Annotated in this window: 9 protein-coding genes; all 9 read right to left on the bottom strand. The window is 36.0% G+C overall.

Annotated elements, in window-relative coordinates:
• Positions 1 to 11 precede the first annotated feature (11 nt).
• Complete coding sequence (locus ABEB31_RS06110) at positions 12 to 599, bottom strand: cytochrome c oxidase subunit 3 (protein WP_347050464.1); 588 nt, start codon at positions 597 to 599, stop codon at positions 12 to 14.
• 2 nt (positions 600 to 601) lie between these two features.
• A complete protein-coding gene (gene cyoE / locus ABEB31_RS06105) occupies positions 602 to 1,504 on the bottom strand; it encodes a heme o synthase (protein ID WP_347050463.1) in 903 nt (300 codons plus the stop codon).
• Between the two features lie 157 nt (positions 1,505 to 1,661).
• The gene (locus ABEB31_RS06100) at positions 1,662 to 3,785 is read right to left on the bottom strand and encodes an energy transducer TonB (protein ID WP_347050462.1); all 2,124 of its coding nucleotides are present in this window, start codon (positions 3,783 to 3,785) and stop codon (positions 1,662 to 1,664) included.
• Positions 3,786 to 3,803: 18 nt separating this feature from the next.
• Positions 3,804 to 4,547, bottom strand: coding sequence for a deoxyribose-phosphate aldolase (deoC, locus tag ABEB31_RS06095; RefSeq protein ID WP_347050461.1), 744 nt, complete (start codon positions 4,545 to 4,547; stop codon positions 3,804 to 3,806).
• Positions 4,548 to 4,662: 115 nt separating this feature from the next.
• Positions 4,663 to 5,046 (bottom strand): VanZ family protein, encoded by a 384-nt coding sequence (locus ABEB31_RS06090; RefSeq protein WP_347050460.1) that lies wholly within the window; start codon positions 5,044 to 5,046, stop codon positions 4,663 to 4,665.
• The gene (gene gcvH / locus ABEB31_RS06085; protein ID WP_294782401.1) at positions 5,039 to 5,419 is read right to left on the bottom strand and encodes a glycine cleavage system protein GcvH; all 381 of its coding nucleotides are present in this window, start codon (positions 5,417 to 5,419) and stop codon (positions 5,039 to 5,041) included. Before gcvH ends, ABEB31_RS06090 begins: the two co-directional genes overlap by 8 nt.
• A gap of 84 nt (positions 5,420 to 5,503) precedes the next feature.
• On the bottom strand, positions 5,504 to 12,733 hold the full coding sequence (sov, locus tag ABEB31_RS06080) for a T9SS outer membrane translocon Sov/SprA (protein WP_347050459.1): 7,230 nt from the start codon (positions 12,731 to 12,733) through the stop codon (positions 5,504 to 5,506).
• Positions 12,734 to 12,757: 24 nt separating this feature from the next.
• Positions 12,758 to 13,339 carry a Holliday junction branch migration protein RuvA gene (gene ruvA / locus ABEB31_RS06075; protein WP_347050458.1) on the bottom strand — a complete coding sequence of 194 codons (582 nt, stop codon included), beginning with the start codon at positions 13,337 to 13,339 and terminating at the stop codon, positions 12,758 to 12,760.
• A 78-nt stretch (positions 13,340 to 13,417) separates the two neighbouring features.
• On the bottom strand, positions 13,418 to 15,709 hold the full coding sequence (locus ABEB31_RS06070) for an NADP-dependent malic enzyme (RefSeq protein ID WP_347050457.1): 2,292 nt from the start codon (positions 15,707 to 15,709) through the stop codon (positions 13,418 to 13,420).
• Positions 15,710 to 15,844 lie beyond the last annotated feature (135 nt).

The following is a 15,844-nucleotide window of genomic DNA, read 5'->3' as shown; positions in this document are numbered from 1 at the left end:
ACGTTTTTTTCTTATTTAAAGAAAAATAAAAATAAAAATAAATACACCCACAATAAATCCAAAAAGTGCCAATACATCGCACCTAGCTCTATGCCAAGAGTTTGAGTCGAATTGTATTTTTGTTTAAAATGATTATAAATTATAATTAAAAGTGAAATTATTCCGCCTGCAAGGTGCAACAAGTGTGTAACCGTTACAACATATAAAAAAGTTGTAGTAATTGAACTACCTTCTCCTGTGAAATAATAGCCCTGTTCAACGATTTGTCCAAATCCCTGGAATTGTAAAACTACGAACAAAATTCCTAACGCCAAAGTTCCCAGCAACAAACTGGTAACTGCGCTTCTATTATCTTTCTGAATGGCTTTTTTCGCCAGATGAAAAGTGATACTACACCCGATAATTACAGCGGTACTCCAATAAAAAGCCGAAGGTAGTTCGAAATTCTTCAACCAGTCTGCGCGTGACTTACTTACTACAAACGCACTTGTTAATCCGGCGAACATCATGGTCATACTAACCATTGCAAAAAGCAGAATCAGTTTTGCCGATTTTGACTTTTGTGCTTGTTCTTCATTTGTTTTCAATGTCATTTCCATAACTATCTTAAAAATTTATCTACTATATATACAATTTGTAAAAGTGAAATATACGAAACACTTACCAGCATTAAAGTTCTTGCTGCTTTTGCAGTTCTTATTTTATACAATCGAACTGCGTAAAAAAGCATCCAGATCCCCAAAAGAAAAACTAAAACTGCTGCAATTGGAGAAATAAATAATTGCCCTGTAAAACCCAATACAGGTAACAACGACGCTATAATAAGCCAAATTGTGTATAAAATAATCTGTAATGCTGTTCCTTTGTCTTTTTTGCCTGTAGGAAGCATAAAAATCCCTGCTTTTTCATAATCTTCATACAGAAACCATCCAATGGCCCAAAAATGAGGAAATTGCCAGAAAAACTGAATTAAAAATAAAGTTCCCGCTTCAATTCCAAATTCTCCCGTTGCCGCTACCCAGCCCAACATAAACGGAATTGCGCCCGGAAAAGCTCCAACAAAAACAGACAAGGAAGTCACTGTTTTTAATGGCGTGTAAACACTTGTATATAAAAATATTGAAATTGCAGCAAACATTGCCGACTTAGCATTTATCGTATAAAGAAGTGCAATACCAATAATGGTTAACAAACTTGCTACAAACAAAGCTGCTTTTGGAGACATGCGCCCGGAAGGAACAGGACGATTTTTGGTACGGTCCATAAGAGAATCGATGTCTCTCTCAATAACCTGATTAAAAGCATTAGACGCCCCCACCATACAGTAACCTCCAATTGACAAAACAACCAGAACACTCCATTGAAAAGGGTGATCGCTGTCTACACCTAATAAATATCCGGCAATAGAAGAAAACAAAACACTAATAGCCAAACCAGCCTTAGTAATCTCTTTAAAGTCCAGAAATATTGATTTGAGTGATAATGTTTTTTTTGCAGCGTTCAATACCGTTGTTGTTTGTGTATTTTTTTGAGTGGTGCAAATGTACAAATTAGATTGTAGAATCTAAACCTATAAAATTAGATTTTTTTCAATAAAACCTTTACAAATTCAGATCTCATCATACTTTAACACTATTATTTCGAAAAATCTTATTAAATAACTAGTAATCAAAATACCAGTTAAAAATATCCGAACGTAAACCAATACTAAACCAGGTAGTATTTTGCTTAAATGTGGTCGCAGTTTCCTGAGTCGGATCAAAATTTCTGTAAATAAGACTTCCAAATAATTTTAAATTCGTCATTGGATTAATGAGATAACCACTCTGAATGTCGGCAATAAAAACATTTGTTCTATTTCCCTGTCCAATTTTTACACCGCTGTCATACGGACGGTTTTCATCATAACTTTTATAGATATTTCCTCCGTAATTATAGGAATCTTCAGCGGTATCAAAATCTAAACCTCTGGTTCCTATTGTAAATTTTGCATCTGCAAACAAACGTCCTTTATGGTAACGCCCGATTACGATCAATTCTTTAAAATTACCTCCCCATTGGTGGCCAACACTCTGGTTATTGTGACCGTAATTGGTAATGGCTGCGCTATGCGAATACACATACGGACGCACACGATTCAATTCTACCTGAAGCAGCAAATCTTTTACATTAAACGCATTAAAATATTTTGCTCCAAGCTGAAACCCAAACTTGTTTTTCCAGCTTTTATTTCCTGCTCCCACATCTGAAACAGAAAATTCGTCAATTAAAAATTGTGAGTATAAATTGATACTGTTATTCCATTTGTATTTCCCTGTAATTCCAAGAAGTGCATTTCCGCTTCGAGAAGAAGAACCAAATTCTACGGCACGATAAAATATAATCGGATTAACAAAATTAATATCAAAACCTCTGTTATTGGTGTCTGTCCAGACAACAGATTCGAAAAAACCTAAATTCAATCTGTTCGAAACGTTCCAGCTCAAATAATGGTTTGCCATAAACTTTGTTGCATAGGTCTTCTCTGCGGTAACTTCGGGACGTACATCCTTAAGCCACATATAGGTATTTGTATACTTTATTTTCCAAAAATTAGTGTTTATTTTAAAATAAGGGTACGGACTTGCTCCATCACTTTCAAGCAAGGAACGATAACCATCACCAATAAAATTTCTTCCGTAACCTAATTGCAAATCAAATATTTTGCTTGGCGCGAAAGTAATATTCGCTTCCGCTAAAGGAAAATCGTAAGCATCGGTCTTAAATCGTTTTGCAATTCCGACTCCCGGAATAATCGCGGGATTTCCTCCGGAAGGCTTTATAGATTCTGCATAATCATTAAAATAACCTGCAAATCGCCCCTGACTTTCGAAAAAGGTAGTAGTAAAATTAATTTGTTTTCCCAAACCTCCTCTAAAATTAAGTGCTCGTGTATTAACGTAGGTGTAAGAAGCATCGCTGTCTGACGCTTTTCCTAATTGCAAATCGACAATTGGATTTAGAGAAAACCAGTAATCTTCTCCCTGAATCTGCACCATATTTTCGTTCCACCATTTTCTTCCGAGCCAGGTAGAAACATTTTTTTGCAAAGATTGATTTACGGCTTTTAAATTATAATATTTCGAAACTTCGGTATACGTATACGGTTTTGAAGCGGTATGATTATTACTCCCAACCTGATTCATCGCTGCATCAAATTGCGCATAATAACTATGTGAAAATGGAATATTCAGATGACTTTCAAATTCCGGATTATTGTATTTTTTATATACAATACTATCCAGTTCTGTCATTGGTTTTTCAAGTGGTTTTAAAATTTCTGCTGCTGCCCGCGCTTCTGCGGCAAGTTGTTCAGAACTTTTTAAAGGCAAATCTATATTGATAGTATATTTTGAATAAGTTGCATTTCCATTGTAAGTGGCCGGTCTTATTTTGGGAAATTTTCCGAAAACACGTTTTGCCTCTTCAGATAATTCTTCGCTCGCAGCCGAAACATAAATTATTTTAAATTCACCTTCTGCATTCACTTCAAAAAGCACTTTTACAGCTCCCTTGTAATCGTTTTGTTTTAAATTTTCCGGAATTTGAAAATTATTAAAAACAAAGTCCTGAACTTCTTTATAGAAACAATTTTCTAATTTTTTACCTTCCAGATTTTCACAGTTCGGAAAAACAGGAAACATCTCTGCAGTAAAACCCGGCTGAACAGCGGAATTTCTGTTCTGCTGCGATGAAACAATAAAGGATGAAAAAATTAAAACAAGGGACAAAAAAAACTTATTCACTTAGGTAGAGGTATTTATTTAATATTGATTTGGGGAAATTTCTCCGTTCACGATTGCTTTTGCAGCTGAAGTTCCAATTCGCTTCACTCCTAAACCAATCATTTCTGAAGCTTCTTCAAATGAGCGAACACCTCCGGCAGCTTTTACAGAAAGTGGAGAAGCGTTTTCGAGCATAATAATTATTGTCGGAATTGTAGCTCCATTAGGAAGACCACCTTCCGCTTTATAAAATCCTGTTGAAGATTTAACAAATACAGAATCAAAATCGTCTTCGCTAAAATTGGTTACTACAACATTTTTTATGAGTGCAGACAATTGAATAATTTCTTTATCTGTTAAAGCCGCAACTTCAATAATCCACTTTACTGTTTTATCACTTGCTAATCCGATTTGGGTTCCAATTAAGATTTCTTTTTTTACCAAATCGATTTCACCATTTTTGAAAGCTTCATAATTGCAGACAAAATCCAGATCATCTGCTCCGTTTGCAATTGCTTCATTTGCTTCCTTAATCTTATTTTCAAGACTTGATTTCCCCTCAGGAAAATCAATCACGGTTCCAACCAGTAACACAGAGTTCGCGTCTACAATCATTTTTTTGGCCATAGAAACATATTCCGGCCGAATCATGATTAGTTTAAATCCTTCCTGAATGGCCTCGGTAATCGCATTTTTAACGACCACAGTGTTTTCTGCTTCCGAAAGACCGGCTTGCGAGGCAGTTTTTAAATACGTCGAGTCTAAATATTGCTTTACATTCATTTCTTTACGGAAGTTGCACAAAACCAGCACAAAAGTACATTTTATTATGAAAAAACATAGCTTTTAATACTGGATTTTGTTGTAGAAAAAAACCCACCGAAGTGGGTTTCTGTTATTATATCTTATTGATTTGCTTTTTAAATGCTATAGCAGAAAAAACTGCTGTAAACGCTCCAAGTGCATTTGCCAGAACATCTGTAACATCTGCTGCTCTCGTTAACGTAAGAGCTCCTTGAAGAATTTCGATTGTGATTCCAAAAAAGACAGAAAAGATAAATGAAATTAAATAAGCCTTATAATCATCTGCTTCTCTTCCTTTCAATTCCTTTTTGAAAAACAAAATCCAGGAGATCGTAAATCCAAAATGAAAACAGAAATGTACAATTTTATCCAGACTTGGAATATTAACCGCAGGAAGATTACCTGAGTCTGTAAGACAAAAATAACCAATTATTCCGGTGCAGACAATCGCCCAAAGTAAAAGAAGTTGTTTAGGCACCTATTAACTCTTTATAAGCTTCATCAGACAACAAAGAATCGATTTCTGATGCGTCAGCAATTTTAATTTTAATCATCCATCCTGCTCCGTAAGGATCAGAGTTTACAGTTTCAGGAGCACTTTCTAAGTCTTCATTAAAAGCAATGATTTCACCTGTTAATGGTAAAAATAAATCAGAAACTGTTTTTACAGCCTCAACAGTTCCAAAAACTTCGTCTTTTGAAAGTGTCTGATCTAAAGTTTCTACCTCAACATACACAATATCCCCTAACTCTTTTTGTGCAAAATGAGTAATTCCTACAGTTGCAACATCTCCTTCGATGCTAACCCATTCGTGATCTTTTGTGTACTTTAAATTTGCTGGTATGCTCATAATTGTATGTTTGAAATTGATAATTTAAAATTTAAGCCACAAATGTAATAATCTTCTAATAAAATCCTGTTTAGAATCTTAAAATTAATTTCCGAAATTATAACGTAGTGTAAAACCTGACCTGATATTCGTTAATGGAAAAGAAGTTGAAATAACTGCTTTTGAGAACGAATGATCATAATAAAATATTGCTGTTAAATTCTTACTGAAAGCATAGTCTGCCGTCAATTTTAATGTCCAGATATTCTGCCCCGCTGCCAGCTGATTGTTATCATAATCTAAATACCTGACTAAAGTTTCATTATTTCTAAATGAAAAATCGGCTTTCAAATTGATATCACTTTTAATGATGCCTGTTGGATTATCTGCCAGTCTGGAGGAGAAAATAACATCTTTAAAACGATAGCCTAATCCTACAACATATTCAATTCCTTTAACCTCTGTCAATAAATTATTGTCAAAACTCATCGATAAAGCACGGTCTTTCTTAATTTCTGTTAACAGACGCAATGAACTTTTCAGCTCAAAATCAACCCGGATAAGCGGACTAAACTGCTCTACTAAATTGGCATTCGACATAATCGTTTTATTGTAGAAATTGGTATTAATATCCTGTCCGTTTGGATTTTCCAGATAATCAAAGTTTGATCTAAACTGACTAATTGTATAAGAAGCCCTGTAATTATGCTGCAAAGAAAAACGTTTAAAATGGTCTTTAAAATACTTATAACGCATTAATCCATTATACTTAACCGTCCAGTTTGGAATCGGGAAACTTTTAAAAATACCCGTCGAGCTTTTTTCTGCATCAGCTCCTGTGTAGGCAGCCATAAACGAAGGCAGCAAAACAGCCTGATTACTTTTTGAGAAACCAATTGGATATCCCTCATTAGCAACATAAACCTTATAATTAGGATCTGTTTCTGCAGGAATCGGATTATTTGCATCTCCATATCTCGGAATCTCTCCTCCTCCATAATGGTCTGCAGCCAAACGATTTGCTACAATTAAACGGTTATTTCTAAAATCATCAAAAGCTGCTGACTGTGTTTCATTACTTGTTGAAAATGCTGTTTTAATCAAAACTGTCGAAATAGAAAACATTCCATAACTGTAAGGTGATAACTGTACATACGGATTTTCACGCGTTTCATCAATATTATATTGTTCCGATGAATTTTCAGAGTACGCGCGGTCCATTGCCAAATCAATTTTCAGATCGGGAAATAAATCCACATTTGCCATAATTTTCAAAAGCTTATTACTTACCTGCGTAAAGTTTTGATTAAATTCCGGATAGTTTGTCAGCCAGCCATTTTTCGCAGATTCGTAACGAATATCATCCTGACTTCCAAATACAAATCCTAATGACGGTTTAGATGTTCCAAAGAAACCAACTCCAGGTAAATAACCAGGAAGAACTGTTCCGCTATTTTTTGTATAATTGATCTGAATATTTTTAACACTTGTCAGAACCCCTATTAAACCATCACGGAACGGACTGCTGCTCGTGGCCGATTTTGCAGTATTCGTTATTTTCTCTCCAGGTTTTGGTGGGGCTGTCGGTTTAGCTTTTGCAGCCGGTTTTCCTCCCGGAGTCAGCCCTAAATATTTATACAATGTATTCATATTTAAAGTAGTAGTCAGAGTATTCGAATTAGCGTTCTGGATGGTATTTCCTAAATCGTACATCGTTGTGGTTCCATCTTCATTTTCCTGTTGAAATTGAGAAAATGCTGTCGAAGACCTCAGCCAGTTATAATCTGCCGTATAGGAATACGTTGCTTTAACAAAACCAAAAATTGGAATTTTATTAATTGGAATATCATAATTTAAAACCAATTGCTGTGTATGATTGTTCGGCGTTCCGATATCCAGATAATCATCCCAAATATTAAAATCTTCTTTTGGTGTATTATCGTCATTCAAAAAGTTTCGCACAATGTTATTTGAAGCTGCGGTATAATTCAATTTTAATGACTTAGTTAAATTAAATCCAAATCCATATTGATAATTAAACGCAAAATTTCTTCTGTACAGCGGATCTATTTCAATTCCCTGAACACCCTCTACTTGTCTGTATTGCTGACGGTTACTTTGTCTTAAAATATTCGAATTAAAAGAGATGTTCGAAGGAAGATAATTTAAATTGAAATCACTTAACAATTTCCAATATTCACTTTTCTTCATGAATTTGGTTTTCTTGAAAGGTGTAATTTCTTTGGGCTGAAAAGTATATGCATAATTTACCGCCGTACTCGATTGTTCATCCTGATAATCTTCTACTTCATAATCATGTCTTTCCACCTGATTGTACGATTGGGAAAATGTAAAATTCTCAACATCATACACATGAGGTTTTTGCTCAGCTGCTCTGTCTTTTCTAACTCCGATAAAGTTGATACTCTTACGTTTAGTATAATCAACCGCACGCGTTCTGATATTATCCTTTTGATCTGGATCAGTAGTTTCAGCAAGCAATTGTTTTAATTTAATATCCTGATTAAACGGATCATATTCTGGCGTAATAACCTCTTCCCCAATTGCATAATTGAACGGAAGATTTATACCCCATTTTTGAGGAAGTAATTTTCCCAGATTTAAATTCGTCACGATATTATATTGCTGTATGTCTTCACGATCTCTCTCATTTGCACCTTGCTCAAGAGAACCAAAACCAATTGTGCTCTTTTTACCCGAAGCAGACATGGTCATCAAATCGGCCATGTTAGTATCGACATTTAACAAAGCCGCCATACCTCCTTTGTTCTCCAAATCAGACATACGAAGTTCGTTAAACCACACTTCTCCTTTAATACCTTTATGATCGGTAGCACTTTTTACTCCGACCATTAAGTTTCGGACTAAACCAAAATTGGGATTTCCTTTAATACCTAAAGTCAATTTTCCATCCTGGTCACCACCCTCTACCTCGGGATCACGGTCAGGATAGTAAATACCATTTATATCCCTTTTTGCCGAATTTATGTCAATATTCATTGCCAATATTTTCATTCTTGTCAGCAAAGACAGAGCAACATCAATATTATTTTGTTCGAGCCAGACCTGATCCGGACTTATTCTACAATCTGCTCCACTGTTTGTTACTTTTAATGGAATTTCAATCTGATAAAAGTTTTGTGTAAAATCGTTACCAAAACGAATAAAAGCAATCATTTCATCGTCAAGAAGCGGACTTTCACTAGGAAGAGATTCTGCATGCAGGAACATTTTCAATTTTTTGTACTGACGCATATCAACACTTACATTTTTGAAAACCGCTCTTGAATCCTCATATTCCAGTCCTGAACCTCCGATACGCACCGCTAAAGACTGCTCGTTTTGATTGATAATGGTGTTATTGTTGTAGAATTGCTCTCTCTGAACTCCCGGCGGAATTACGTAGTTTACCGGACATTTTGTACCGTTTTCCTGAATATTAACAGCTGCAACATCAAACTCCGTTCCGTCATTAGAAGGATCGGTATCATTTGCATCAAGGGTTCCTGTATATCTTCTCCATTCTCCACGTACCAAATCCAGGGCTCCAAAACGAACGGTCATCTGGTCATTAAAACCTGTCATAAACATACGCATAAAACGAATGGATCTGAAATCGGTAATATTACCAATTGTATTTTGAGGATTTGCCACCGGGATTTTAAACTGAATCCATCTTGCGCGGGTAGTTGATCCGTTTGGTAATTCAACATCTCCAACATCTTCGGGTTCACGAATATCTGTAATATAATTTTCACCAATCTGCATTCCCGGCCTTAAATCAATACTGTATTCATAATACGCATTGATTGTACTCATAGTATTATCACGGTTGATATCTTCAACATCGGGAAGCGTTGTTGAGCCACGGTTCGGATCATCAACACTTACAGCTGAGTTTCCTTCAGTTCCGTTATATTTTTTATAACGATCCAGAACTCCTCCATCCGTATTTAAATAATACGTATAATTATCTGCTGCCGGGTCAGGTTCACCGGCATAGTTGTTATAGACAGAACCTTCATTTACATCTGACAAACCATCTAAACCAATATCCTGATTCTTACGGTTATCTGCATTTGTATCAAAGGCATAAATTAGGGATTGAGAAGCCGGCACATCTCCCCAAATCGGAGGTGGATTAACCTTAATCTGATCGGGTCCTAAACCATTTTCATATTGTTTTCTTCCGTCTTTTAAAACGTCTTCAGATACTTCTCCTAAATTGAAATAAATTTTACCACTGTTAGAGGGCTGCGCTTCGCCATTTCCTACATAAGGATCAAGAACCCAGAATTGAATATATTCCACATTTCCCTGCTCGAAATTTGTGGAGTTTAAAGCACGCATAATTCCTCCAAAATTTGTGGCAGGATTACTCGTTCCAAAATCAGGATTGTTATTATAAGGTCCTCTTTCAGATGGATAATAGGATAAATCCAGTGTGTTAATAACCTGAATTTGTCCCTGTGCAATATCTGTATTGGGATAAAGTTCTCTGCTATAAATCCTTCTGGTAGAATTAAATGATAAATCATCATTGGAAATCCCAGATGGCTTAGAGGCGTAAAAAACCGGATCGATTGTATACCATGACAGCTTTGCGCGTTTGTAGCCGTATTCTAATGTGTTAGAAGCGGCATTAAAAGTATTGTCATTTGCCGAAGTAATAAAAGGCGTAGAGGCCAAACTCCACGCGTACGCCGACCTCATATCTATAGTGGTCTGCGACCCTTCGAAATCATCAATGTAAATTGTCGCTTCACCTTCAAAATCACTTGCTTTTGGAGCATCCGGTTTTAAGAAAGCTACTTCTCCACGAATAGAAAGATTAGAAGGAACATCTGTATCAACATTCGGAAGTTTGTTGGCCAATCGGGTTAAAAATGGAACTTCTGTTGAATAATTTCCGTTAAACCCAAAAATTGTATTGTTTACCGATTCCTGTCCGTAACTTGATTTTTGAGTAAAAGGACGCTCGGTCATTTTTAAGAACGTTCCCCCAACTACAAACTTATCAGAAATTTTATGTTCAACATTTAATCCCATAAACCTTCTTGTCTGTTGTCCGAAAATAGAATTATTTTCTAAGGATACTTCGATAGGTGTATTTGATGCCTGTAGTGAAGGATCCAGAATCTGAACCCGCCCCAGCTGATAATCGACACTATAATCTATTCCCTCAACAAGTCTTCGGCCTGCTGCCATTACAACTACCGATCCTTGCGGAACATTAAAGGCACCAATTGGAATACCACTGCTTCCTGAAGATTTATATTTTCCTCTTAATAAGAATTTGTTTTTATCACTGTCCTGTAAGGCACCGGCCTGCGTATTCTCATACATATTCCTGAATACATATTTACGCTGATTCGCATTATATGTAGTAGGATCATCATATATTTCACCCGGACTTGTTCTTAATTTTTCGAAAAGACGTGATCCAAATGGCTCTTTTCTGGTAAAGATGATTCGCGCATTCTGAACATCTACTGTTACTCCTGGAACATAATCAAAAAAACCATCTCCTCCGGTTTGCGGATCGTTATTATAATTTAATCGGTCTAAATCAAAAACATTTAAAAGCGGTGTATTTTCAACCATCATGTCTGGCGCAGGGTTGGTCGGAAATGACGTTCCCTGAACTGGAGAAATATAATTGATTGGCGAAGGATCTGTGTAAAGAATATTCAGCCTGAAATCTTCCTGTTTAATCTGATACGCCTGTGGAATCTGATAAACGTTTTTCATCATCAAATTCCAAACCGGATTATTTACGTTTGTCAAACTGCTTTTCAGCATTTTTAAGACTAAACTTTGTGTTACAATCGCCTGGTTGGCATTGTTATTTCCTGTTACTACTGTCGCATCAACACCATCACTTCCAAATTCTCCAACCTGATAAACCTCGCCTCCCAGCGTATATTCAAAGGCCACAGCTAAGATTTCATCATTTGCCAGACGCTGTTGTAAGGAGATATATCCTAATTGCGGATTAAAGGTATATTCACTCGACGTTAATTTTCTGGCATTTTCTAAAATAGAATAATCTGTTCCTTCACTTGTATTTGCATTGTTGAATCCTGATTTTGCTGTTACAATTTCTCTAATATTAGAGTTTAAAAAGGATCCTGCCTGTCCTATTGTTTCCGGATTGTATTTATTGTTTGAGTTATCTGTCGGAGAATCTATCGCTTTATTAAAAAATCCTGCTGTAGATGTTATAACCACCACCTCATTATCGGGCGTACCGGAAAGCTGACCTTCTCCCAAATCCTGAAGCGCAATAACATTTCTTAAGTTGTTATTATTGGTTGTTACCCTGTTTTGCTTATTGGTTACCCAAACCTCCAATCTTGTAATTTGGGCACGGCTTCGAATTAAAGGATAACCCACTAATGAAGCATCATATTTATCCCTGAAATATTGCGATAAAAAGAAATGTCGGTCATTATCATAATCTAAGGCAAACAAATCAAAGTTCTGAACCGTCCCTCCACCTTCTGCGACTATACTTTTGGTCTGTGACTTTTGCTCGGAGAAAACTCCCGTTACAGTTGTTTTACCAAATTGCAATTGCGCCTTTACCCCAAACAAACTTTGGGCTCCCCGAATCAAAGTACTATTCAGCGGCATGCTTACATTACCAACCTCAACCTTTTGAATAATATCATCTTCTGAAGGTGTATAAGCCAGTTTAAATAAATTCTGGAAAGCAAATGTGGATTGTGTGTCGTAATTTGCATTTACTTCTAAACGCGTACCTATTTTCCCCATTAAGCTCATACTGATCCTTTGATCGAAATCAAATGTCAGACTTGATCTGTTTCTCGGAGAAAACGAAGGATTATCTTGTTTAGTATACCTCAAACCAAGATCCATTTCAACTGATCCTGTGGGTTTTACATCAATAGTATTACTTCCAAAAATGCTTTCAAAAAGACTTGAATTTATGTAATAACGCGGTAATAAATCTTTTTTGGCAGCTTCAGCTCCCGCTTTTTTGCCATCTATGGCATCTGATTTTTTTCTGAAATAATTTCGTCTGGATTCTTTAAGCACCAGATCTTCGTATTCTTTAGGAGTAAGAATTAAAGGATAATTAATGGAAAAACCATCAACAGAATTGGTGTAGATATAACGATCTGTAATGGGATCATATCTATAGGCTGACAATACACTTGGGGGGTCTTCAAGCTCAATTTTACCTGTTGAAAACTGAGTTTTAGTTGTATCTTGTGTCGCCGGGGTAACCTGCGCCCGTAAAACATTACCGCAGAGTAAGACCAGCAACAAAATACAAATTTTACGCATAGAATTCTTTTATATAAAATGAATTTATAAGCTTTTTAAAGCTTTTTTGATGATTGTTTCTACAGTAGCTTCCGGATCTTCATTAACAATCTTTTCTACCACTTTTTCAGAAGCTTTTCGGACAAAACCTAATACTTCTAGAGCAGATAACGCTTCATCTCGATTTCTATTGTTCTGTACGACTAAAACTTCGTCTAAATCGTATAATTTAACAACTTTATCCTTTAAATCAAGTATAACCCTTTGTGCTGTTTTATTCCCTATCCCTTTGATAGACTGTATTATGCCCACATCTCCCGATGCAATAGCATTAATAATTTGTCTTGGCTCTATCGAAGAAAGCATGGTTCGTGCTATTCCTGCTCCAATTCCCGAAACAGACAAAAGCATTCTAAAAATTTCACGCTCCGATTTTTCGGCAAAACCATATAAAGTATGCGCATCTTCTTTAATTTGAAGATGCGTATACAATTTTATATTTTCAGAATTAGGAATTAAAGAATAGGTATGTAAAGATATATTTACCTGATAACCAACTCCTCCACAATCAATTACAACTTCTGTAGGATTCTTTTCTACTAATCTTCCCTGCAAATGTGCTATCATAAATATAATTTACTAGTATCAAATATAATAAAATTGCCACAAAAATACGACAAATTTATCCAATCCCTAATAGAAGGTTTATTGTGCTATTTTGTTCTTTTTAATTTCTTTTTCCTGCGCATCAATCACAGCAATTGCAGCCATATTTACCATTTCTTCTACGCTTGCGCCCAGCTGGAAAATGTGAACAGGCTTGCCCATACCCATCATGATAGGACCGATAGAATTCACTTTATACAATTCTTTTAATAATTTATAAGTGATGTTTGCCGATTCAAGATTAGGAAAAATAAGGGTGTTTACTTTTTTACCTGCTAATTTTGAGAAAGGGAATTTCTCCTGAAGCATCTCAGGATTTAAAGCAAAATCGGCCTGAATCTCTCCGTCAACAATTAATTCCGGGTGATTTTTATGTAAATACGCTACAGCTTCTCTAACTTTTGATGCACTTTCGCTGCTTGACGAACCAAAGTTTGAGAACGAAACCATTGCAATAACCGGCTCAATGCCAAACATTTTTGCTGTTTTAGCAGTCATAATGGCAATATTAATCAAATCCTGAGATGATGGATTAATATTGATTGCTGTATCTGACAAAAACATAGGTCCACGAGAAGTCAGCATCATATTTGCAGTGGCAATTAAGGAAGCATTTTGTGCTTTTGGAATTAACTGCATCATTGGTTTTACAACCGAGGGATAACTTCTGGAATATCCTGTAACGACAGCATCTGCTTCACCTTCATTGACCATCATTGCAGCGAAATAATTTCTTTCGCGCATAAATTTTTCTGCATCTAGTTTAGATACTCCTCTGCGTCCTCTTGTTTCCCAGAATGAATTTGCAAATCGATCACGTCTTGTTTCTTCTTCATCTGTTTTAGGATCGATAATTTCAAGATCTGCATCAAAACCTAACTCCGTTTTTAGCTCTAAAATTACTTCTTTGTTTCCTAATAAGATTGGAAATCCGATTCCGTCTTCGTAAACAATCTGAGCTGCTTTTAATACATTTAATTGATCTGCTTCTGCAAAAACAATTCGTTTAGGATCTAATTTAGCACGATTTGTAATCAAACGCACCATTTTATTATCATTACCCATACGTTCGCGAAGCACATCTTCATACGCTGCCCAGTCTGTAATAGGATTTTTGGCAACTCCGGATTCCATTGCTGCTTTTGCAACTGCCGGCGCTACAACTGTAATTAATCTTGGATCGAATGGTTTTGGAATAATATATTCCTGACCGAAACCTAGTTTTGTTGCTCCGTATGCGACGTTTACCTGCTCCGGAACTGGTTCTTTTGCTAAAATGGCCAATGCTTTTACAGCCGCCATTTTCATAGCTTCATTAATTTTGGTCGCTCTTACGTCTAAAGCTCCTCTAAAAATATAAGGGAATCCTAAAACGTTGTTTACCTGATTAGGAAAATCTGAACGTCCTGTCGCCATAATAACATCTTTACGAGTTTCTACAGCTAAATTATAATCGATTTCCGGGTTCGGATTGGCCATGGCAAAAACGATAGGGTTATCGGCCATTGTCAATAACATTTCAGCAGACAAAATATCTCCCGAAGATAATCCGATGAAAACATCTGCTCCTTTTACTGCTTCTGCTAATTCGATTTTAGGACCGTCTATAGCATATTTTAATTGTAGACTTGAAAGTGCAGGATTGTCTTTTGTTAAAAGTCCTTTACTGTTATACATTAAAATATTTTCGACTTTTACTCCAAGAGAAACATATAAATCGGTACATGCAATTGCAGCCGAACCTGCGCCAGAAACTACCATTTTAATATCTTCTGCTTTTTTTCCTGCTAATTCCAGAGCATTGATCAAAGCTGCAGAAGAGATGATAGCCGTACCGTGCTGATCATCGTGCATAACCGGAATATTCAGTTCTTCTACCAGACGTCTTTCTATTTCGAAAGATTCAGGCGCTGCAATATCTTCCAGATTGATTCCTCCAAAAGTTGGCGAAATATTTTTTACTGTCTGAATAAATTCTTCAACGTTTTTGGTGTCAATTTCGATATCAAAAACATCAATATCAGAGAATATTTTGAATAATAATCCTTTTCCTTCCATTACCGGTTTTCCAGCCTCAGGACCAATGTCTCCAAGACCTAAAACCGCTGTACCATTTGATATTACGGCAACTAAATTTCCTTTTGCGGTATATTTGTAAACGTCTTCAACGTTTTTTGCAATTTCTAAACATGGCTCTGCAACTCCCGGCGAATAAGCCAATGATAAGTCTCTCTGGGTTGCATATTTTTTTGTTGGAACTACCTGAATTTTTCCTGGAGTCGGTTCTGAGTGATACAGTAACGCTTCTCTTCTTTTACTCTCTTTGTTCATTATTTTTAGCTTTTATTCTAGCTTACAAAGATATAAGTCTTGTTTTAAAAAGGCGTATTTTTGAGGTTTTCTTTTCTTAAATTGTATTTTGAGAAATAAAAAAAGTCCAATAGAAACTGGACTCATTTTAAATTT

The sequence above is a fragment of the Flavobacterium olei genome (genome assembly GCF_039749035.1).
GTDB lineage: Bacteria > Bacteroidota > Bacteroidia > Flavobacteriales > Flavobacteriaceae > Flavobacterium > Flavobacterium olei.
This window is presented reverse-complemented; position numbering and strand designations above follow the sequence as displayed.